This window comes from Roseomonas sp. F4, assembly GCF_053891155.1.
The window spans coordinates 85,032-106,004 of record NZ_JBSSHK010000001.1; the positions used below are offsets into that span (position 1 = coordinate 85,032).

Sequence of the window (20,973 nt, forward strand, 5' to 3'; positions counted from 1 at the left end):
TGCTTTGCCGACCCCCGACGGATCACCGGATCCAGAATCGGGAGAAGAGCCTTGTCGCACCCATCCACCCTCAGCCGCCGCCTGTTGCTCGGCGCCACCCTGGGCCTCACCGCGCCTTCCATCGCCCGCGCCCAGGCCAATTGGCCGGAGCGGCCGATCCGCTGGATCGTGAATTTCCCGCCGGGCGGCGCGGCCGACATCCTGTCCCGCATCCTGGCGGAGTGGTTCGGCACCAGGCTCGGCCAGCCCATCGTGGTGGAAAATCGCCCCGGCGCCGGCGGCATGCTGGGCAGCGACCTGCTGGCCAAGGCGCGCGGCGACCAGCACATGGTCATGATCTCCAACGCCGCCTCGCACGGCATCGGGCCGGTGCTCTATGCCAATGTGCCGTACGACGCGGTTGCGGATTTCACGCATATCCACCTGATCGGCACCTTTCCGAGTGTGCTGGCCGTGGGACCGAATGTCGCGGCACCGGACCTGGCGGCATTCCTGGCCCAGGCACGGGCGAAGCCGGGGGAGATGAACTACGGCTCCGGCGGCAATGGCACGATGAACCATTTGATCGGGCAATTGCTGGCCCGCGCCGCCGGGGTGGAGCTGACCCATGTGCCCTATCGCGGATCGGCGCCGGCGATGACCGATGTGATGGGCGGGCAGATTCCGGCGCTGATGGAAAGCCTGCCCACCGCCCTGCCCAATCTGCGCGCCGGCCGCATGCGCCCGATCGCGACCAGCGAGGCCGAACGCTCCCCGGCCCTGCCGGATGTGCCGACTTTCGCGGAGGCTGGTTTTCCGGGCGTCGCCTCGACCAACTGGTTCGGCTTCTCCGCCGCCCCCGGCATTTCGCCCGCGGTGAAGGCGCGGTGGGAGGAGGAGATGGGCCGCGCCATGGCCTCCCCCGAGATCGCGGAGAAATTCGGCCGCATCGGCGTGCGCCCCGGCACGCTGGGCGCCGAGGCCTATACGCAGATGATCCGCGCCGAGTTGGACAAGTGGCGGGAGGTGATCCGCGCCGGGAATATCCGCGTGGACTGAGCTCAGGAGGGCAGGCGGACCGGGGCCATGGCGGCGGCGGGCGCGTCCCGCAGAGGCGCCGTCAGCAGGCGGCGGTACAGCCGCACCAGCCGCGCCGCCTCCGCCCCCCAACCGAAGCGGCACAGCGCGGCGTGGCGACCGCGCGCACCGAGCTCCGCGCGCAGGGCCGGATCCGAAAGCTGGCGAATGGCGGCGGCGAGGCTTTCCGCGTTGCTGACATCCGCCACCAGGCCGCAGCCGCTCTCCCGCACCACCGCCGCCACTTCCTCGGCGAAATCCGGCACGATGACGGGCAGGCCGGCGAGCATGCAGTCGAACAGCTTGTGCGGCAGCGCCAGCCGGTGATTCTCGACGCCGGGCTGGAACAGCACCAGGCCGATGTCGCAGCCGGCGGCGGCTTGCAGCGCGGCCTCCCGCGGCATCCAGCCCAGCGCCTCGATCCGCCGGGCGACGCCGAGCTGGGTGGCGCGGCGATGGAAGGCGGGTTCGCTGTCATCGGTGAAGCGGCCGATCAGGCGCAGCCGCGCCCCGGGCAGGGCCGCCAGCAGATCCGGCATCAGCAGTGCACCCCGGCTGCGGGTCAGCGCGCCCAGATGCAGCAGGGTCGGCGGCCCGGCGACATGCTGGCGCGGCGCCACGGCGACCGGGCTGGCATAGTTGCGCACCGGGGTGCAGCGCGCATCGCCGCCGTAATCCCCGGCCAGCCCATCCTTCGCCACCACCACCGCATCCGCCCGCGCCGCCGCCAGCCGGCAGACCAGCCGCAGCGCCGCCCGCGCCGGGCCGCGCAACGGCCCCGGCAGATGCGGGTCGAGGCGGGAGGGGTAGTGCTCATGCACATCCAGCACCACCCGCGCGCCGCAGCGCCGTGCCGCGATCAGCGCCGCCAGCCAGCTATCCGGCTCATGCGCATGGATGACCGCCGGCCGCGCGGCGGCGGCGCGCCGCGCCAAAGCTGGAATGCCGCGCAGCCGGCCGGCCCAGCCCGGCGCGCTGGGGAAGGTTTCCAACGCCACGCCATGCCGGCATGGCGGTGGCGGCGGGCCGGGGCGCGCGGGGGCCAGGTGGCGCAGCGCGAATCCCGCACCGGCCAGCGCCGCACCTTCCTTCGCCACGATCCGCACATCCTCCGCCGGATGCGCGGCGGACAGCATCAGCACCAAAGGTGCGGCACATTTCGCCTCGTCCATGTCAGGCGGCGGCGCGGCTGTCGGGGGACATGGCGCGGCTGGGCCGGTGGCCCGCCACCGCCTCCACCACCGCCACCAGCCGCCTGGCGATGCGCCTTGTGTCCAGATGGCGCTCCGCGACGATGCGCGCCGCGCGTGCCATGGCCAGGCGGCGTGGTGGGTCGGTGGCCAGGGCCAGCAGCGCGCCGGCCAGCGCATCGGCATCGCCCGGCGGCACGCTCAGGCCACAGCCCCCCGCGGCCAGCAGCCGCGCGGCGCGGCCCGGCAGGTTGGTGACCATCGGCAGGCCGGAGGCGAGGCCCTCCGCCAGCTTGTTCGGCGCGGTCCATTCGGCGAATTCCGGCACCGGCGCCAGGCAGAGCAGGCCGATCTCGGCCGCGGCCAGCAGCCGCGCCAGATGCACCTTGGGCATCGGGTCCAGGAACAGGACAGGCAGCTTCTCGGCCGCCGCGCGCGCCATCAACTCCGGCTTCTGCGCGCCGTCGCCCACCAGCACCAGGCGCAGCCCGGTGTGGCGCAGACGCGCGGCGGCATCCAGCAACTGATGCAGGCCATTGGCCGGGCCATGCGCCCCGGCATATACGGCCAGCACTTCCCCGGGCGCCACCTCCGCCGGGCGCCAGCCGGGAATGCTGGGGTGGAACAGCACCAGGTCGGCGCCCTGCGGCAGCACGCGCAGCCGGTCCGGATCGGCGCCCCGTTCCAAGGCGAGGCGCCCGATCCCCTCGGTCAGCGCCACCACGCAGGCGGCCCGGCGGCAGGCGGCATTGGCCAGAAGCCCCAGCAGCACCAGCAACGGCCCGGGTACCGCGCCGCCACCGCGCGAAAGCGCCTCCGGCAATTCCGGCCAGGGATCGCGGATCTCGAAGATGAAGGGCGTGCCGCGCAGCCGCCGCGCCAGCAGGGCCGGGATCGCCACGGTGGGCGGGGTGGAGGAGGCGATGATCAGGTCCCACGGACCGGCATCCCGCGCACCCTGCCGCCGTGGCCACAAGGCCAGCAGGCTGGCGGCCAGCGCGAAGCGCAGGAAGGCGAGGCTGCGCGCCAACAGCCCCTGGGCATTGCCGCAGCGTATGTCGAATTCCACCACCTCGAACCCCGCCACCTCGCCTTCGCGGCGGCCATGGCGGAAGGGGCCGGACAGGCCTGTGGCCGCGCCGTCATAGCGGCCGCAGGCCATCGTCACCCGATGGCCGGCGCTGGCCAGGGCGCCGGCATGGTGAAAGGCGCGGGTGGCCGTGCTGCCGGCGGGGGTGGAGAAATGCTGATGCAGATACAGGATGCGCAGCCCCGCCCCGGCATCTGGCGTCGGGCCGGCCGGGTCGAAGGCCTGATCGTCAAATCCGCGCACAGGACCGCACCGCCGCGATGACGCGGGCCTGCTCCGCCTCCGTCATCCCGCTGCCGGAGGGCAGGCACAGCCCCTGTTCGAACAGCCCGGCGGCGACGGCACCGCCGGCCCGCGGCGCGTCGCGGAAGGCCGGTTGCAGCGGCAGCGGCTTCCAGGCCGGGCGGCTTTCAACACCCTCCGCCTCCAGCGCCCGCCGCACCGCCTCGCGGTCCGCGCCGAAGGCCTCGGCGTCGAACAGCGCCACGGTCAGCCAGCGATTGGCGCGGCCCCAGCCGGGTTCGGCGATGAAGGACAGGCCGGGCAGGTCGCCCAGCGCCGTGGCATAGCGCGCGAAAATGGCGCGCCGCTGCTGCACCCGCGCCTCCAGCAGCCGCAGCTGCGCCAAGCCGAGGGCGGCGAGGACGGAGGACAGGCCATAGGCATAGCCCGTGGTCTCATGCTCGTAATGCGCCGAGGGTTCCCGCGCCTGTCGGGACAGGTGACGGGCGCGGGCGAGCAGCGCGGGGTCGTCGCCGGCCAGGGCGCCGCCTCCCGCCGTGGTGACGATCTTGTTGCCATTGAAGGAAAAGGCGGCGAGATGCGCGCCCCGCCCGGCGTGGCGGCCGCGGCGTTGCTGCGCGCCCATCGCCGCGGCGCTGTCGCAGAGCACCTTGACGCCCCAGCGGTCGCAGGCGGCCAGGATGGCGTCGAGGTCACAGCACTGGCCGTAGAGATCCACCGGCACCACGACGCGCGGCAGCCGGCCGCGGCGTGCGGCGGCGGACAGTTCCTCCGCCAGCAGGCCGGGATCGAGGGTCCAGCCCGTCGTGGTGACATCCAGGAAGCGCGGGATCGCGCCCATCTGCACGGCGGGTGCCACGGTGGCGATGAAGGTCAGGCCGGGCGCCCAGATCTCGTCCCCTCGCTCCACGCCCAGCACGTGGTAGGCCAGATGCAAGGCGGCGGTGCCGGAGGTGGTGGCCAGCGTCGCGGCGAAGCCCGTGACGGCGGAAAGGGCGAGTTCGAAGGCGGCGGGGGTCGGCCCGGCGGGTGCCAGCCAACCGGAGTCCAGGGTCGCCCGCAGGGCCTCCGCCTCTCCACCGCCCAGATGCGGCGGGGACAATGCCAGCCGTGCAGCGGGCCTCGGCCGGAGGAACGGCAGCACGCTGGCGGAGGGGGGCTGTGGCGGAGATCCCATGAAAACCAAATGGTTGATAGAAGAATAGTTAATTCACACTTTTTGGTGTGCGACAACAGAAGATTCGCGCGAGACGTGCTGCGCGCCGGGGTAGGTCCCCAGCGCCGGCATGCTGGCATGGCCCGGCGCGGTGACGCCCTGGCCGCGCAACAGAACGCCCAGGCTGCGCAGGGCCAGCTCCAGGTCCCGGCCCAGCCGGGGCGGGCTGGCGGCATAGGCCGCGTCCAGCTCCAGCCGCTGCGGCCAGGGCACGGCATTGCGGCCGGCCGCCACCCCCGGCCCGACCAGCCCCGGCCGCACCGCCAGCCGCAACGCCTGTCGCGCCGAGTACAGCCGCAGATAGGCGGGTGGCAGCGGTCGCGGGCCGACCAGGCTCATCTCGCCGCGCAGCACATGGAGCAGTTGCGGCAACTCATCCAGGCCGCTGGCCCGCAAGGCCCGGCCGAAGCCGCCCAGGCGTTCGGCATCCGGCGCATCGCCCAGCGCCATGCTGCGGAACTTCCGCAGGGGGAAGGCCAGCCCGCCGCGCCCGGCCCGCGCCTGCACGAAGATCAGCGGTCGGCCGAGGGCGATCGCCACCGCCAGCGCCACCAGGGCGAAGACCGGCGCCAGCGTCAGCAGCAGTGCCGCCGCCACGGCGATGTCCAGTACCCGCTTGCCGAAGCGCTCATACATCGGCGGGGCGGGCCGTGACCCCGAGGCTCAGCGCGAGGCCGAGGGCGAACCAGGCCATGCGGTTGCCGAGATCTGTGGAGACCAGGATGGTCAGCGCCACCGGCAGCACCAGCGCGGCGATCCGCGCCCGCCGCGCTGGCGCCACGCGCGGCGCCAGGCGGAACATGGCCAAAGCGGCCCCGCCGAAGGCACCGCACCACAGCAGCATCCCGGGCAACCCGCCTTCCGCCAGCGCTTCCAGCGCATGGTTGTGGGGGTAGAGGCCGCGCCATTCGCCATGGCCGGCCGCGATGGTGAAGCCGCCGGTGCCGAGGCCCCAGGGCGCCGCCAGCCCGGCCCAGCGCAGCGCCTCCGACCACAGCACCTGCCGCGCCTCCAGCCCCGCCGGCTCGGCGGTCAGCCTTTCGAGCGTGCGCAGCCCCGAAACCCAGTCGGGACGCACGGCGAGCCACGCTGCGCCGGCCACCAGGGCCAGCAGCACTAGGCAGAGCCAGCCAAGACCCTGCGCCGGTCGCAGCCGCAACAGGGGCGCCAGGGCCGCGCCGAGCAGCAATGCCGCCAGCGCCGTGCGGCCGCCGGGCAGCAGCGCCGCCATGGCCAGCGCCGCCAAGGCCGCCAGCCAGACGAGCCGGGCCAAGGGATGTGGCGCCTCCACCGCCGCCAGTGCCGCGAGCGCCGCCGCCGTGGCGAGGGCGAGGCCGGCGAGCTGGTGATGCACCCGCGCCTGCTCCTCCAGCAGCCCAGCCAGGCCGGCGGAAGTGCCGGACAGGATCAGCCCGGCCAGGATCAGGCCAATGGCGAGGCTGGCGCCGCACAAGGCGTGGCGCGCCACCGGCTCCGCCCCCACCAGCAGCCCGGCCGCCAGCATGACCGGCCCGGCCAGCACCAGCTCCGGCAGCTTCTGGGCCAGGATGAGGCGGGAGGGGGACCAGGCGCCGGCCACCACCAGCCACAGCCAGAGCAGCGCGGCGGCGACGACCGGTAGGGCGATCGCCGGCGCCACGAGCCAGCGCCGCGTCGCCAGCAGCAGCGCCAGCAGCGGCAGCAGCAAAGCGAGGCTCAGCAAGGTCAGGTCCAGCGGCAGCGCGGCCAGGGGCGGCGCCGTCTTCAGCGCCCCCGCCATCTGCAGCACCGCCGCGACCAACCCCACCATCGCCGGCAGGGCCCTCACTCCGCCACCTCCAGAAGCGGTGGCGAGACGGGCAGCGCGGCGCCCAGCAGCAGGCTTGCGCTGGCGATCGCCAACGCGGCCATCGGCGCGGCGGCCAGAAGCAGCAGCAGCAGCAAGGGACGGTTGGGCAGGGAAGGGCGCTGCTCGACCATCGGCGCGGAGACCAGCCGCGCCGCCACCGCCTCATCCGCCGCGACCACCAGGCCGACGCGCTGCTGCTGGGCGAGCATTTCGTACAGCGACTGGCGGATATAGACATCGGTCTCCCGCGCCAGCCGGGCATCCAGCGCGGCGATGCGGCGGCGGGCCATGTCTTCCAGATCGGCGCGGACCTTGGCTTCGGCGAAGGCATGCAGCCGGCGCAGCGCGTCCAGCGCCTGGTCGCGGTCCGGATGGGCGAGGGCCAGGGTCCAGGTCACCGCGCCGAGCGTCTGGGTCACCGCCAGATGGCGCGCCAGCCAGGCCCGCGCATCGTCCAGATCGGCCGAGGCCCGCAGGCCGAGCACCTCACGCAGCGCGCCCAACGGCCCTGACGCCCGGCGCAGCGTCAGCTCTGCCAGCAGGGGAGTCGTTTCCGCCAGCATGGTGGCGGCCTCGGCGGAGCGCAGCGCCCCCAGATAGATCGCGAAATTGCCGGTGGGCCGCGGGTCGAGCAGGCCGGAAAAGGCCGGGGAGGGTGAGAGCAGGGAGGAGGTGGCGATGCCCGTGGTTTCGGAGGGGGCGACCAGCGCCTCCGCCACGAAGCTGCGCGGCCAGGACAGCACCGCCGCCGCGCCAGCGCCCAGGAGCACTACCGCCAGCAGGGCGACGCGCCAACGGACCCGCCAAAGCCCTCCGACCAGCATCTCCAGCGGCATGGCGCCCCTCCAAGAGGCGGCAGAATGTTAACGAATCAACCTAAACACAACCCCCGATACTCACGGCAGATGAATTAATGTCGTCACGCGCGTGGCTGGGGCCGTGAGGCGGACCAGCAGGACGGGGCAGGGGGCGATGCGGCCATAAGCGCGGCTTTCCCAGCCACCCTCCAGCGTCAGGACCGGATCGACATCGGCGGTGATATGCAGGCGCAAGGCACCGTCCGTGGCGCCATCCGGCAGCAGCCGCCAAGGCCCGGGCGGCAGGCGCCAGCGCAAGGCGGCGGTGCGGAAGCGGCCGGCGATCTCATCCGTCACCGTCCAGACCCGGCCTTGCACGGCGATGCGCCGGGCATGGCGATGGCCGTCGGCGTCGCGCCGGGCGGCGCCATCCGGCAGGTCGCGTAGGCGCGGCCAATGGGCGAAGAGGAAGCGCCCGAGCCGGGGCATCGGCGGCCGATCGTCGAACACCACCGCATTATGCGCCTCCGCCTCCGCCAGGGCTGCCGGCCACCACGGGGCGGGCGGGTTATAGGCGCCGGTGCCGCCATCCCGCAGCACGATCCGGGCGCCGTCGCGCAGCGTCAGATGCAGCAGATCCGACTGCGCCGGCCGGAAGCGCAGCGGGCCGCGGCGCAGCAGCGCGGTGGCGCCGGCCTCCGCCCAGCCCATGCTGCCGGCGGCGCGCCAGCGCGCGGGCCGGTCGAGCCGTGCCGCCGGCAGGGGCAGGCCCAGCCAGGCGCAGCCGGCATCTTCCGGCAGATCCGCGCCGGCATCGGCGAACAGCCGCGCCGCACGCTCCACGCTGCCGCGTGCATCGGCCGGGCCATGCAGGCCGAGATCGGCGAAAGCCGAGCCATCCTCCACCCCCAGCGCCGGGGTGGAGCCATCCTCCGGCGCCACCAGCTGGTGCAGCCAGGCGGTGAGCGCCGCGGCGCGGGCGCGCAGCACGGGCGGAAAGGGCGGGGCGCCAAGCCGGGCGCGCAAAAGCTCCGCCACCGCCAGCACATCCAGCGCCAGCCGGGCATAGCCGGCCGAGACCTGTGCGAAGCCACCATCCGGCGCCACCAGCCGCGCCACCGCCGCCGCCAGCCGCCGCGCGGCTCGCGCCGTCCCCGCCGCATCGCGCAACAGCAGGGCGCAGGCGAAGGCGCCGGCGGGTTCCGAGATGCTGTGGTTGTTGTCCTGTGCCGCCGCATAGGCCGGCGTCGCGGCGATGCGCCGGGTGCAGAGGCGCAGCAGGTCGCGCGCGGCCGGCGGCGGGTTCTGTTCCGCCCCCAGCAGAAGCAGGGCCAAAGCGAGGGACAGCGCCCGCAACGCCGCCTCCTGCCCACAGGCCCAGGCGGGGCCGCGAAAGGCGGGGTTTTGGGCGCACCAATCCGCCAGCCGCCGCTCCGCCTGTGCCAGATGCTCGCCCGCCGGATCGAGGCGGGCGGCCTGCACCAGCAGCAGCAGGTCGGCGAAACGGCTGGCCTCCCAGACGGGGCGGATGTCGCCGGCGGCGAACAGGTCGAGGCCCAGGGATGGCGCGGCGGCGTCGTGGCCGCCGTGCCAGTCCGGCCGCGCCGGCAGGGCGCGCGCGGCGGCGATGAGCCGATCGGCCTCGCCTGCCGGAAGATGCGGCGGCGGCGGTGGCGCCGTCGGCAGGAAGCGCCCGGCGGGCGCCGCCGCATGGGCCAGCGCGCGCTGGGGCAGGCCGGCGGCCATCAGGCTGCGATGCCACAGCATCAGCCCGACGGGCCGCGGACCGAGCGCCCAGGCGGCCGCAAGGGTCAGCCGCCAGCGCTGGAGACGCCGGCCTGGCCCATCCTTTCGTAAAGGATTGATGAGGATCTGGTCAGACATGAATCGCTGCGTATGATGCATGCAGGCGTAACGGTGGATAGCAAATTCATCCAGGAGTTGTGGTGAGGCAGCAACCGATACGCCGTTCGACCCGCCTGAGGCCCTGGCTCATGGCCGCCCTGGTGGCCCTGGCTCCGGCACCCGGCCGGGCGCAGACCAGTCCGGAGGGATCGGCCCTGGCGCCCCCCTCATTGCCCGCGCTGCTGCCCGGTGGCCTGCCGGTGCCGACCCTGCCGCCGGCCGCGCAGCAGGACATCCTGAATCGCATGCGCGACGCCACTGCCGGCCGCACGCCTCTACCCGCCGACAGCCCGCCCCCGGCCGCCAGCCCTTCCTTGCCCAGCGACCTGTCCCATACCGAGGCCTTCTTCGCCGGCCGCCTTGGCCTGCCGCTGCGCCAGTTCGGCTATGACAGCTTTGGCGGCGGCGCCCGCGGCCCCGGCCATATCGGCGCCCTGCCGGAGGATTATGTGATCGGGCGGGAGGATGAGCTGGTGCTCGCCTTGCGCGGCCGCACCCGCGCCACGCTGACGCTGCGCGTGCAGCGGGACGGCACCATCCTGACCCCCGACCTGCCGCCCATCCCCGCCGCCGGCCGCACCCTCGGCGCGCTGCGCGCCGACCTCGAAGCCCGCGTCGCCCGCGACATGCCGGGTACCGAAACCTTCCTGTCCATCGGCCAGGTTCGCCAGATCAGCGTGCTGGTGGCCGGCGAAGTGCAGCGGCCGGGCATGCAGGCGGTCACCGCCCTGTCCTCCGCCCTCGATGCGCTGATCCAGGCCGGCGGGCCGCGCCGCACCGGCAGCCTGCGCGCCATCCGCATCGACGGCCCGCACGGCCGCCGGACCATCGACCTCTACGCCGTGCTGAGCGGGGAGGGGGGCGACGCGGACCTGACGCTGCGGGAGGGGGAGCGCATCCTGGTGCCGCCCCTTGGCAGCGTCGTCGCCGTGGCCGGCGAGGTCACCCGCCCTGGCATCTATGAACTGCCCGCCGGTGCCACCTCCGCGCCGCTCGCGACCGTGCTGCGCCTGGCCGGGGACCCGCTGCGCCCGGCCGGCAACCGCTACCTGGTGCAGGGCACCGATGCCGGCGGCGCCCGCAGCTTCACCGAGATCGGGCCGCGCGACCTGGTGCGGCGTGGCGACAGCATCCTGGTGCAGCCGGGCGCCGAGATCGTCACCAACCAGCTTCGCCTCGCCGGCCATGTCGCCGCCCCCGTCACCCGCGCCCTCGGCCGCCGCGGTGTCACGCTGCGCGGCCTGCTCACCGATGCCCGGCTGGTGCGGCCCGACCCCTATCCGCGCCTCGCCGTGATCCAGCGCCTGGACCCCGCCACGCGCGGCCGGCGTTTCCTGCCCTTCGACCTGTCGCTTGCCCTGCAAGGCCAGGTGAACCTGCCTTTGGCCGAGGGCGACGAGGTGATCGTGCTCGGCCAATCCGACATCGCCTTCCTCGCCAGCCCTCCCGTGCAGCGCGCCCTGCGCGGCGAGGCCCCGGCCGACGACGCCTGCCCCGCCCTCACACAGCTCGCCATCGCCAGCCGCAGCGCCCCCGCCCGCTTCGCCCATGCCCGCGGCGCCGGCTTTCCCGAGATCGGCGCCCCGGCCTGCCCGCCGGTCTTCCGCGAATACCCCCAACTGCTCGGCATGCTGCTCGATTCCGCCCTGCTGCTGAGCGGGGAAGTGCGGCAGCCCGGGCTGTTTCCCATCCTGGACAACACCGCGCTCGACCTGGTCCTCGCCGCCGCCGGCGGCACCACCGACGGCGCCGACCTCTCCGCCGCCGAACTGGCGCGCGAGGCGGGCACCCAGCGCCTGTCGCGCCAATCGATCGACCTGCGCAGTGCCGAGGCCCGCGCCCTGCGCCTGTCGCCCCGCGACGTGCTGCGCGTCCCGCGCGGATTCTCCGACCGCGAATCCGGACCCGTGGTTCTGGCCGGCGAAGCCCAGCGCCCCGGCAGCTACGACATCCGCCGCGGCGAGCGCCTGTCCGAACTGCTCGCCCGCGCCGGCGGCCTGACACCCCAGGCCTACCCCTACGGCGCCATCTTCACCCGCGACAGCGTCCGCCAACGCCAGCAGGACGGTTTCGCCCGCACCGCCCGCGACCTCGAAACCTCCCTCGTCCAGGTCGCCGCCGGCCAGGCCGTGGCCGGCGGGCGCGGCTCCTCCGGCGATGTCGGCAGCGCCATCACCGCCGGACGCGAACTCGCCAACGCCCTGCGCCAGGCCCAGGCCGCCGGCCGCATGGTGGTGGAAGCCGACCCCGTGCAGCTCGCCGCCCACCCGGACCGCGACATCCTGCTGGAACCCGGCGACCTGATCGTCATCCCGAAACGCCCCAACGAAGTCACCGTCGTCGGTGCCGTGCTGAACCCCGGCAGCCTGCAGTTCCGGACCGGCTGGCGCGCCATCGACTACACCAACGCCGCCGGCGGCCCCCAACGCTTCGCCGACACCGCCCGCGCCTTCATCGTCCTGCCCAACGGCCAGGCCAGCCCCGCCGGCCTCTCCGCCTGGCAAGCCGGCGGACCCCCCATCCCCCCCGGCAGCCTCGTCGTCATCCCCCAAGACCCCTCCCCCTACGAAACCTGGGGCTTCATTCGCGACCTCACCCAAGTGCTGAGCCAAGTCACCATCTCCTCCGCCGCCCTGGCCGTGATCGCGCGGGAGCTGCGTTGAGGTGGAGGGGTGGCGTGGGTGGTTTGCAAGGAGGGCTCTGCCCTCCCTGCACCCTCCCGCGAGGAGGCAGAGGCCTCCTGGACCTCAGGACCTTGAACGGAAAAGGAGAGGGGCCAACGGGCGCGCCGAACCAGCGGTCGCTCAGGCCCCTCTCCATTTCCGTTCATGAATCAAAGGGTTCCAAGGGGCCACTGCCCCTTGGCAGGGGGTGCAGGGGGACAGCGTCCCCCTGCAGAGCCGCCCGCGCCACCCTCCTCCTCACGCTGCTTCTGCCCGTCACGGCCTTGGCGCAGGAGGTGGCGGGGACGGGGTCCAGCTTCGGCGGGGTGGGGTTGGTGGAGGTGCGCAATGCGCGGTTTCGCTTGGATGGGGGGGTGGAGGCGGGGGGCGCGTGGCGGCGGGACCGGCGGTTTCACTTTGTGAATTGGCAGGCTTTGCCGTGGTTGGAGACGGGGTTGCGGGTGGCGGAGCGGGTGGAGGCGCCGGGTGGGGGGATGGTGGCGGCGCAGGCCTGGGATGTGAAGCTGCGGTTGGTGGCGGAGGGGGATGGGTGGCCGGCGGTGGCGCTGGGGGTGCAGGAGGCGTTCGGGGGGCGGGGGTATCAGGGTGAGTATCTGGTGGCTTCGAAGCGGTTCGGGCCATGGGATGTGACGCTGGGATTGGGCTGGGGGCGGCTGGGGACGGGGGGTGATGTCGGCAGTCCGCTGGCGGGCGTGCCGGGTTTTCGGGATGGGGAGACGGCAGCCTTTGGGGGCGTGGAGTATTCGCTGCCGGAGGTGGGGACGCCTTGGGGCGAGGTGGGGGGGTTTCGGGCAAAGGTCGAATATGCGGGCGATGCCTGGCGTGATGGGAGGCATGGCGGGCCGGGGCGGCGGGCGGAGAGCCGGGTGAATTACGGCCTGCATTGGTCGAACGAGGCCTGGGATGCGGGGCTCGACTGGGTGCATGGCACCGATCTGCTGTTTCGGGTCTCGGCCCGGATCGACCCGGATCGGGTGCGGGAGGTGCCGCCGTTGCGGGCCTTGGCGCCGCGCCCGGCGGCGGTGATGGCGCCGGAGGAGGCCATTCGATCGGCCTTGACGGAGGCCGGGTTTCGGCCGGTGTCGGTGGTGATCCAGGGGGTGGAGGCGAGGATTGCCGTGGCCGGTGGGCGGCAGCGGCGCCTGGCGGGGGCGGCGGGGCGGGTGGCGCGGGCGGTGCAGCCGCATCTGCCGCCGCAGGTGGAGGTGCTGCGCATCTCCTGGCGCCAGATGGGGGTGGAGGTGGCGCGGCTGACCCTGCCGCGCCGGGCGATGGAGGCGGCAGGCCGCGGCGATGGCAGTGCGGAGGAGCTGTTCTTCGCCAGCACGCTCGATGCGGCCGGGGGCGATGATCTGGGTCCGGATGGCGGCGGCGTGGACTGGACGTTGCGGCCGCAGCTGGCGCTGCTGCTCGGCGATCCGGGCCGGACCCTGCGCTGGCAGGCCTCGGCGGTGGCGGGGGCGCGGTGGGAGTTTGGGCGGGGCTTTGCTTTGGCCGGCAGCGTTTCGCGTGGCCTGGCCGGCAATCTGGGCGGGGCGGCGCCCTCCGACAGCCCGCTGCCGCATGTCCGCAGCGATGTCGGCCGCTATGCGCGGCAGGAGACGGCGATCGCGGCGCTGTATGGGGAGCGCATTCAGGGCCTCGGCCCTGATCTGTTTGGCCGGGTGACGGCGGGGTATCTGGAGCCGATGTTCGCCGGCGTCTCGGCGGAACTGCTGTGGCGGCCACAGAATCGGCCCTGGGCGTTGGGCGTCGATATCGCGCAGGTGGTGCAGCGGGATGACGACCAGCGGCTGGGGGTGCTCGGCTATCAGGTCACGACCGGGCATGTCTCCGCCTATGCCGACCTGCCCTGGTACAATCTGTACGGCGTGGCGCGGGCTGGGCGGTATCTGGCGGGGGATTGGGGCGGCACGGTCGAGCTCGGCCGGCGCTTTGCCAGCGGCATCGAGATCGGCGGCTTTGCCACCCTCACCGACGCGCCGGAACGCCGCTTGGGGGCGGCTGGCTTCGACCATGGCGTCTTCATCCGCATCCCGCTCGACCTGCTGGGGGCCGCCACCCGGGCGGTGCTGCCGGTGGTGCTGCGCGGCGCGGCGCGGGATGGGGGGCAGCGCCTGGCCGTGGACAACCCGCTCTGGGACGTGACGCGGGAGGGGACGGCCCGCGCCTTTCGCGAGGGGGTGGGCGATTTTCTGCGCTGAACGGGCGTCTGGCGGGATTGCCAAGGGGCGGCTTGGGGCGGAACCATGGCTGTGACAGCGCCGGATCAGAGCGCGGAGGAAACGCCATGGAACATGGGATGATGCGACGGCCAATGCTGGGCGCCCTGGCGCTGGTGGCCGGTTGGGCCATGCCCGCCTCGGCCGAGGTGGTGCGCTTCGAGGTTTTGGCGCGGGAAGCGCCAGCGCTGGGCGGCCGCGAATTCGGGGCGCGCGGCCCGGCGGAAAAGATCACGGCGCGGGCGACCCTGGCGCTCGACCCCGCCAATCCGCGCAATGCGGTGATCGTCGACCTGGACCGGGCGCCGCGCAACGCCCAGGGCCGGGTGGAAGCGACCACCGATGTCGTCATCCTGCGCCCCGCGCGCCCCAACGGCACCCTGCTGTTCGAGGTGCTGAATCGCGGCCGCAAGCTGCTGCCCGGCTGGGTGCAGGACAGCGAGGGCACGACCGGTATCCGCCTGACGCAGCCCGGTGATGCGGGCAATGGCTTCCTGCTCGACCAGGGTTTCACCCTCGTCTGGGCAGGCTGGCAGCATGACAGTCCGGCGGGGGCGGATCTGCTGCGCATCGCGCTGCCGACCGCGGCCGGAATCACCGGCCCCTCGCGCGAGGAATGGACTTTTGCGAATGCCACCAGCCCGCAGCGGGTGACGCTGAGCTATCCGGTGGCGGATCGGGCCAGCGCCCGGCTGACGGTCCGCGCGCGGACGGATATGGAGCGGCAGACCCCGGCGGGGCTGGGCTTCACCTTCATCGACGACAACACGCTGGAAATCACGCGGCCGGAGGGCATGGCCCCGGGCGCGCTCTATGAGCTGACCTACACTGCCCGTGACCCGCAGGTGACGGGCATCGGCCTGGCCGCGATCCGCGACGTCACCGCCTTCCTGCGCCGCGCCACGGGGCCTGAGAATCCGCTGGCGGCGGAGGGGCGGCCCGGCGTGGACCGCGCCATCGGCCTCGGCATTTCGCAATCCGGCCGCGTGCTGCGCGACCTGCTGTATTTCGGCATGAATGAGGATGAGGCCGGGCGCCTGGTCTTCGAAGGCATGATGCCGGTGATCCCCGGCGCGCGCCGCAGTTTTACGAATGCGCGCTTTGGCCAGCCGGGGCGCAATCCCGGGCCGCAATATGATCGGCTGTTTCCGGTGCTCGGATTTCCCTTCACCTATGCGGTGATGGACGATGCCGTCAGCGGCCGGCGCGACGGCATCCTGCAGCGCTGCAGCCTGACCAACACCTGCCCCGTCATCATGCATATGGATTCGGAATTCGAATTCTGGGGGTCCCAGGCGAGCCTGCTGGTGACGGATACCCAGGGCAATCACCACGACCTGCCGGCCAATGTGCGCGCCTATCTCGTCACCGGCGCGCCGCATGGCAATCCGTGGAATGCCGTGGCGCGTCGCGTCGCCGCCTGCGGCATGGCGCTGAACCCGGTGAGCCAGGGCCCCGCGCTGCGCGCCCTGATCGTCGCCATGGAACGCTGGGTGCGGGAGGGGGTGGAGCCGCCTGCCAGCCGCTTCCCGACGCTCGCCGCCGGCACGCTGACCAGGCCGGACATGGTCTATCCGGCCATCCCGGGCCTGCTTTATCGCGGGCAATATGTGCGGGCCGAACTGGTGGAGCAGACGGCGCCGTTGCCGACGGTCCGCGGCAGCTACCCCCTGTTCCTGCCCCGCGCCGGGCTGGACGGGAATGCGATCGGTGGCATCCGCCTGCCGATCATCGAGGCGCCGCGCGCCACCTATGTCGGCTGGAACGCCCAGGCCGGCGCCGAGGGGCCGCAGGAGATCTGCACCCAGGTCGGCGGCGTGGTGCCCTTCGCCGAAACCCGCGAAGCGCGCCAGGCGGCCGGCGATCCGCGCCCCTCACTGGCCGAACTGTATCCGACGCCGGAGGCCTATGTGGCGGCGGTGCGCCAGGCCAGCGCGCGGCTGGTGGCCGAACGGCTGCTGCTGCCGGCGGATGCGGAGGCCTCCATCGCCGCCGCGCAGGCCGGGCAGCTTGCGCGGCTGGCGCCGTAAGCCGGGGTTAGCCCCGGCGGCGCAGCGCTTCCTCCACCAACAGCCGGTCGCGCGCCTCGTTGCGGCGACCGTGCACCACGGCCAGCGCCCAGATCACGGCGATGCCCCAGGCCGCCTGACCGGCGACGAACGGCAGCAGGATGAACAGCAGGCCGCCGATCCAGAGCAGCCCGTTGAACACGGACTGGAAGGGCTTGCCCGACATCAGGATGGCGAGCGGCGGGACGATCAGAGCGAGGAGGTACATCATGATACCCCTCATATCGCCCTGCCACCCCTTTGGTTCAATCGGCGGGGCCGGTCACGCCGCCGTTGCCATCTCCATCTGGCGCACGACGCGGCCCTCCATCGCCTCCACCCGCCGGGCGCCGACGATCTGGCCGAGATTGCCGGCCACCAGATGCACCATGCAGAGCGGCATGGCGTGCAGCGCCACCTCCACCCGCACCACCTCTCCCTCCCGCGTCGCGCGGACCAGGTCGGGGATCAGGTCGCGCTTGGCGAAAGGCTCCAGCACGCGGGGCAGCAGGCCGGGAAAGGCATCGGCGGTGACGGTGAAGCGCGCCGCGCAAAGCGGCTCGGGATCGTAGAAGGACATGGGGAAGGACTCCGGATCGGGGGCGAAAAACCGTGAAGGCACCCGGCCGCGCGCGACCACACCCTGGGGGTGTGGGGTCAGGCGGCCGGGCCGGTAATTCGGCCCGTGAGGATCCGGAAGGTCGTCACACCCTAAGACTTAGCGGGTTGCGCGGCGCCGGGGAAGTCCTCTCCTTCCTCCGCAGGGTGGCGCGACTGCTGGCGGTCGATCACCAGCTTCTGGTGCGGATAGGGAATCTCGATGCCCAGCTGGTCGAAGCGCTGCTTGATGCGACGGTTGAACTCGCGCCCGATGCTCCAGCGCGCCATCGGCTCGCCCTTGATGCGGGCGCGGATCAGCACCCCGGAATCGGCCAGTCGCTCGACACCCAGCACTTCCAGCTCGTCGCGGATGATCGGGTTGAACTTCGGATCGGCGCGGATGTCGGCCGCCACCTCCCGCATCACCTCCACCACCCGGTCGGTATCCTCCCCATAGCCGACGCTGACATCCAGCACGGCGAAGGAGAAGTCACGCGTCATGTTGGTGACGGTGGTGACGGCGCTGAAGGGGATGATGTGGATCGAGCCATCCTGCGCCCGCAGGCGGATGGAGCGGATGGACAATTGCTCCACCACGCCGGACAGCCCGCCGACCGAGACCACGTCACCCACCGCCACCGCATCCTCGAACAGCAGGAAGATGCCGGTGATGACGTCCCGCACCAGGGTCTGGGACCCGAAGCCGATGGCCAGGCCGATGACGCCGGCGCCGGCGATCAGCGGGGCGACATTCACGCCGATCTCGGTCAGCACGTTCAGCGCCACGAAGACGATGATGGTGCCGGACAGGATGGTGCGCAGCATCGGCAGCAGGGTGCGCACCCGGGCGCTGCGGGATGCCTGGGCGTCGCGGGACAGGCGGACCAGGTAGCGCTGGATGGCGGCATTCGCCACCTCCCACACCGTGATGGCCACCACCACCGTCAGCCCGACCGAGACCAGGGAGGAGAGCAGCCGGGCGCCGAGCTGACCGCGGCGGAACCAGGCGAAGGCGGAAACGCCCCAGGCCTCCAGCAGGAACAGCAGGGTGATGACCATGATCAGGGCGCTGACGATGCCCTTCAGCACGGGCAGGTAGCGGTTGGCCCGCGCTTCCAGCCCCGGATAGCGGCGCGCCAGATCCTGGCCGACGCTGAAGCCCCGGGTGATGCCCCGCCGCAGCAGCTCATCCACCAGCTTGGCGATGCCGAGGATGGCCAGGGTGATGAGGGAGACGCGCAGCAGCCGCTCAAACCCGTCCCGCACCTCCAGCGCCCAGACGCCCCAGAGCGCCATCAGCCAGAGAATGGCGACCAGATGCCAGATCTCGGCCAGGCGGTCGCGCAGCGTGCGCATCAGCCGGCGCATGCGGTCCGGCTGGTCGCCGGGCTTCAGCTCCGGCGCGCGCAGCAGATCGGCCATGGCGGCGCGATTCTGCAGGATGACGATGATCAGCAGCAGCGAGACGACCAGCGCCGCCAGCCGCAGGATGCCGTCGTAAGCCGCCCAGGGCAGGCCGAACAGCAGCCCGGCTTCAGCCACCGCGTAGCTGAAGATGGCGATGCTGGCGATGCGGCGCACCCAGACCGTGACATAGGCCGCCGTCTCGTCCAGGCAGGGCACCAGCCGCAGATGGCTCGACGCCGGGGAGAACAGCATGCGGGAGACGGCCATCACCGCCCGCAGCGCGATATAGGCGTTGTTGGCGGTCAGCAGCACCAGTTCGGTGGTCGGCAGCGGCCGCACCGCGCCGATCATGCCGTAGGAGATGACGGCGAAGGCGACCAGCGGCAGCAGGTCCAGCACCAGCCGGGCCAGCACCAGCGGCACCCGGCGCATCCAGGTCCAGGGGTCGTCCGCCGCGGGCGCCATGGAATCCAGCCGTTCGGACCAGCGGCGCAGGCTGCGCCGCGCCAGCCATTCCGCGATCAGCCCGGCGCCGAACAGCAGCATCAGCTTCCAGGCGGCGTCGATCACGCGGGTCTGGGTGACCGGGTCGCGCGCCAGGTCGGACGCCCAGCGGGCGACGGAGGGCAGGTCCGTCGCCGCCTCCGCCGCCGCCACCAGGCTTTCGGAAATGCTCTGCAGGCGCTGAGAGGCGCCCATCAGCAACTGCGCGCCCAGCGTGTTCGGCGCCAACAGCACCGGCTCCTCTACCGCGGCGGGCGCGGCCGGCGGGGTCGCGGGGGTGGCGGCGGCCGCGTCCGGCGTCGCGGCCGGGGCGCCGGCGCGCTGCGCGGCCAGCAACGCTTCCAGGTTGCGCAGCAATTCGGCGCGCGCGGCGTCGTTGCGCAGCGTGGCGAGCAGCCGGTCCATCTCCGCCGAGGCCGGGGCGGCGGCGGGCGCGGGCGCTGCCGCCGGGGTCTGGGAGAGGACCGGCCCGCCAAGCAGCAGGGCCAGCAGGGGGAGGAGACGGAGGAGGACGCGCATATGCGGGGGTGAACCCCTTCCGACCATCCCCGGTCAACCCTTCATCCTTGCGGCACCGCATCCAGGGAATTGCGTCACGCCATGTTGCGGTGCAACCGATCCCGACGGAGGATGCGGCGGTGACATCCAACGCCCCCTCCCTGCCCATGATCATGCTGGCCTTGATGGCGGCGCATCTGGCCGGGATGGGCGCCTTCCTGACCGTGCCGGTGCTGGCGCCGGCCATGGCGGCGGAAACCGGGGTGCCGGCGAGCCTGGCCGGGCTGCACACCGCCCTGGTCTATGCCGGGGCCCTGGTGACCGGGCCGCTGACCGGGCCGCTGATCCGCCGTTGGGGCGGGGTGCGGATGTTGCAGGTCGCCATGGTGGTTCTGGGCTGCGGCATCGCGCTGGCCGCGCTCGGCCATCCGGCGGCGCTCGCGGCCTCCGCCGTGCTGGCCGGCATGGGGCATGGGCCGGTGACGCCCGGCGGCAGCCATCTGATCGCCGCGCATACGCCGGCGCGGCGTCGGGCGCTGGTGTTCAGCCTGAAGCAGGCGGGGGTGCCGCTGGGGGCCATGGTGGTCGCCGCTTTGGCCCCGGCCATCGCGCTGCTGGCCGGCTGGCGCATCGCCATCCTGTGCATGGCGGCCATCGCCTTCCTGGTGGCGCTGCTGATCCAGCCGCTGCGGGCCGGGCTGGATGGCGGCCGCGACCGGCCCGGGGCGAGCGCCGGGCTGCTGGCCGTGCTGCGCGAATCGGCGGCCAATCTCAGCCTGCTGCGCAGCGACAAGGCGCTGGCGCGGCTGACGGTGATGGCCTGCGGCTACGGCATCGCGCAATTCTGCTTTTCCACCTTCTTCGTCGCCTTCCAGGTGGCGAGCCTGGGCACCAGCCTGGCCGAGGCCGGGCTGCGCCTGGCTTTGGCTCAGGCGGCCGGGGTGTTCGGGCGCATCTTCTGGGCGGTGCTGGCGGATCGCTTCGGCGCCCCGCCGGTCATGGCGGTCTGCGGCCTGGCCGCGGCGGTGGCCGGGGTGGCGCTGGTCTTCGCCGGGCCGGACTGGCCGGGGGTGCTGGTGATCGCGGCCGGGATGCTGATGGGTGGCACCGCGATCGGCTGGAACGGCGTGATGCTGGCGGAAGCCGCGCGGCTGGCCCCGCCGGGCCAGGTGGGGGGCGCCACCGCGGCACTGTCCTTCGCCTTCGGCATGACCATGCTGGTGGCCCCGCCCGCCTTTTCCGGCCTGATCGGCCTGACCGGCAGCTATGCCGCGGGCTTTGCCATGTGCGTCGTCGCGGTGCTGGTCGGCGCCTTCGCCATCGCCGGCGCCCGGAAATAGCCCGGGCGGCTTGCCGCCATCGCGGGACGTGCCATCTTGGCGTCCATGACAACTTTCCTCACCGTCCTTGTGGGCGTGTCCATGTTCGCCACCCTTGGCGTGATGCTGGCCGGCATGCTGGGCCTGGCGCGCAGCGAGGCCGGGGGCGGCACCCGTTCCAACCGCCTGATGCGCTGGCGCGTGACGATGCAGGGCGTGACGCTGGTGCTGTTCCTGCTGCTGCTGATGGCGCGGGGCTAGGATCGGCGGGCCGGTCGGATGACCGGTCCAGGCGCCCGAATGGCCGCCGCCGCCTTGCCCGCGCGAGGCGCCGGCCCTATGGTCGGCGCCGTTTTCGTCACGTCT

General features: G+C 73.0%; 16 protein-coding genes. 6 read left to right on the top strand and 10 right to left on the bottom strand.

From position 1 onward, the window contains the following. The first annotated feature begins 51 nt into the window (after window positions 1-51). Window positions 52-1,038: a Bug family tripartite tricarboxylate transporter substrate binding protein gene (locus ACVFYP_RS00405; RefSeq protein WP_499198138.1), complete on the top strand. Its 987-nt coding sequence runs from the start codon at window positions 52-54 to the stop codon at window positions 1,036-1,038. A gap of 2 nt (window positions 1,039-1,040) precedes the next feature. Here the strand turns inward: ACVFYP_RS00405 and ACVFYP_RS00410 are convergent, their stop codons facing one another. From ACVFYP_RS00410 to ACVFYP_RS00440, 7 genes are all read right to left on the bottom strand, one after another. Next, complete coding sequence (locus ACVFYP_RS00410) at window positions 1,041-2,228, bottom strand: glycosyltransferase (RefSeq protein ID WP_499198139.1); 1,188 nt, start codon at window positions 2,226-2,228, stop codon at window positions 1,041-1,043. A gap of 1 nt (window position 2,229) precedes the next feature. Continuing rightward, window positions 2,230-3,579, bottom strand: coding sequence for a glycosyltransferase family 4 protein (locus tag ACVFYP_RS00415; RefSeq protein ID WP_499198140.1), 1,350 nt, complete (start codon window positions 3,577-3,579; stop codon window positions 2,230-2,232). After that, on the bottom strand, window positions 3,566-4,681 hold the full coding sequence (locus ACVFYP_RS00420; RefSeq protein WP_499198141.1) for a DegT/DnrJ/EryC1/StrS family aminotransferase: 1,116 nt from the start codon (window positions 4,679-4,681) through the stop codon (window positions 3,566-3,568). The genes ACVFYP_RS00415 and ACVFYP_RS00420 overlap by 14 nt, the downstream gene beginning before the upstream one ends. A 108-nt stretch (window positions 4,682-4,789) precedes the next feature. Beyond that, window positions 4,790-5,431, bottom strand: coding sequence for a sugar transferase (locus tag ACVFYP_RS00425; RefSeq protein ID WP_499198142.1), 642 nt, complete (start codon window positions 5,429-5,431; stop codon window positions 4,790-4,792). After that, the gene (locus ACVFYP_RS00430) at window positions 5,424-6,602 is read right to left on the bottom strand and encodes an O-antigen ligase family protein (protein ID WP_499198143.1); all 1,179 of its coding nucleotides are present in this window, start codon (window positions 6,600-6,602) and stop codon (window positions 5,424-5,426) included. The genes ACVFYP_RS00425 and ACVFYP_RS00430 overlap by 8 nt, the downstream gene beginning before the upstream one ends. Next, complete coding sequence (locus tag ACVFYP_RS00435; protein WP_499198144.1) at window positions 6,599-7,459, bottom strand: hypothetical protein; 861 nt, start codon at window positions 7,457-7,459, stop codon at window positions 6,599-6,601. The genes ACVFYP_RS00430 and ACVFYP_RS00435 overlap by 4 nt, the downstream gene beginning before the upstream one ends. A gap of 60 nt (window positions 7,460-7,519) precedes the next feature. After that, window positions 7,520-9,304: a heparinase II/III domain-containing protein gene (locus tag ACVFYP_RS00440; RefSeq protein WP_499198145.1), complete on the bottom strand. Its 1,785-nt coding sequence runs from the start codon at window positions 9,302-9,304 to the stop codon at window positions 7,520-7,522. 110 nt (window positions 9,305-9,414) lie between these two features. Between ACVFYP_RS00440 and ACVFYP_RS00445 the strand changes: the two genes are divergently transcribed. From ACVFYP_RS00445 to ACVFYP_RS00455, 3 genes are all read left to right on the top strand, one after another. After that, window positions 9,415-11,988 (top strand): SLBB domain-containing protein, encoded by a 2,574-nt coding sequence (locus tag ACVFYP_RS00445; RefSeq protein WP_499198146.1) that lies wholly within the window; start codon window positions 9,415-9,417, stop codon window positions 11,986-11,988. A 269-nt stretch (window positions 11,989-12,257) separates the two neighbouring features. Next, window positions 12,258-14,213, top strand: a complete 1,956-nt coding sequence (locus tag ACVFYP_RS00450) for a YjbH domain-containing protein (protein WP_499199518.1) — start codon at window positions 12,258-12,260, stop codon at window positions 14,211-14,213. A 98-nt stretch (window positions 14,214-14,311) separates the two neighbouring features. Continuing rightward, entirely contained in the window at window positions 14,312-16,261 is a 1,950-nt protein-coding gene (locus ACVFYP_RS00455; RefSeq protein ID WP_499198147.1) for an alpha/beta hydrolase domain-containing protein, read from the top strand. Window positions 16,262-16,268: 7 nt separating this feature from the next. Here ACVFYP_RS00455 and ACVFYP_RS00460 read toward each other — a convergent pair whose 3' ends face one another. The 3 genes from ACVFYP_RS00460 to ACVFYP_RS00470 all read right to left on the bottom strand — a co-directional run bounded on the left by ACVFYP_RS00460 (window position 16,269) and on the right by ACVFYP_RS00470 (window position 19,309). Beyond that, entirely contained in the window at window positions 16,269-16,511 is a 243-nt protein-coding gene (locus ACVFYP_RS00460; RefSeq protein WP_499198148.1) for a hypothetical protein, read from the bottom strand. A 51-nt stretch (window positions 16,512-16,562) separates the two neighbouring features. Further along, window positions 16,563-16,859: an ACT-like domain-containing protein gene (locus ACVFYP_RS00465; RefSeq protein WP_499198149.1), complete on the bottom strand. Its 297-nt coding sequence runs from the start codon at window positions 16,857-16,859 to the stop codon at window positions 16,563-16,565. Between the two features lie 131 nt (window positions 16,860-16,990). Next, entirely contained in the window at window positions 16,991-19,309 is a 2,319-nt protein-coding gene (locus tag ACVFYP_RS00470; RefSeq protein WP_499198150.1) for a mechanosensitive ion channel domain-containing protein, read from the bottom strand. 119 nt (window positions 19,310-19,428) lie between these two features. On the opposite strand from ACVFYP_RS00470, the gene ACVFYP_RS00475 reads away from it, so the two are divergent. Both ACVFYP_RS00475 and ACVFYP_RS00480 read left to right on the top strand, forming a co-directional pair. Then, window positions 19,429-20,628: an MFS transporter gene (locus ACVFYP_RS00475; RefSeq protein WP_499198151.1), complete on the top strand. Its 1,200-nt coding sequence runs from the start codon at window positions 19,429-19,431 to the stop codon at window positions 20,626-20,628. A gap of 45 nt (window positions 20,629-20,673) precedes the next feature. Continuing rightward, entirely contained in the window at window positions 20,674-20,868 is a 195-nt protein-coding gene (locus ACVFYP_RS00480) for a twin transmembrane helix small protein (RefSeq protein WP_499199519.1), read from the top strand. The last annotated feature ends 105 nt before the right edge of the window (window positions 20,869-20,973 follow it).

Coding starts and splice junctions, on each gene's coding strand:
- ACVFYP_RS00410 (WP_499198139.1), bottom strand. CDS start 2,228: ATGGACGAGGCGAAATGTGCCGCACCTTTGGTGCTGATGCTGTCCGCC.
- ACVFYP_RS00425 (WP_499198142.1), bottom strand. CDS start 5,431: ATGTATGAGCGCTTCGGCAAGCGGGTACTGGACATCGCCGTGGCGGCG.
- ACVFYP_RS00435 (WP_499198144.1), bottom strand. CDS start 7,459: ATGCCGCTGGAGATGCTGGTCGGAGGGCTTTGGCGGGTCCGTTGGCGC.
- ACVFYP_RS00440 (WP_499198145.1), bottom strand. CDS start 9,304: ATGTCTGACCAGATCCTCATCAATCCTTTACGAAAGGATGGGCCAGGC.
- ACVFYP_RS00445 (WP_499198146.1), top strand. CDS start 9,415: ATGGCCGCCCTGGTGGCCCTGGCTCCGGCACCCGGCCGGGCGCAGACC.
- ACVFYP_RS00455 (WP_499198147.1), top strand. CDS start 14,312: ATGATGCGACGGCCAATGCTGGGCGCCCTGGCGCTGGTGGCCGGTTGG.
- ACVFYP_RS00460 (WP_499198148.1), bottom strand. CDS start 16,511: ATGATGTACCTCCTCGCTCTGATCGTCCCGCCGCTCGCCATCCTGATG.
- ACVFYP_RS00465 (WP_499198149.1), bottom strand. CDS start 16,859: ATGTCCTTCTACGATCCCGAGCCGCTTTGCGCGGCGCGCTTCACCGTC.
- ACVFYP_RS00470 (WP_499198150.1), bottom strand. CDS start 19,309: ATGCGCGTCCTCCTCCGTCTCCTCCCCCTGCTGGCCCTGCTGCTTGGC.
- ACVFYP_RS00480 (WP_499199519.1), top strand. CDS start 20,674: ATGACAACTTTCCTCACCGTCCTTGTGGGCGTGTCCATGTTCGCCACC.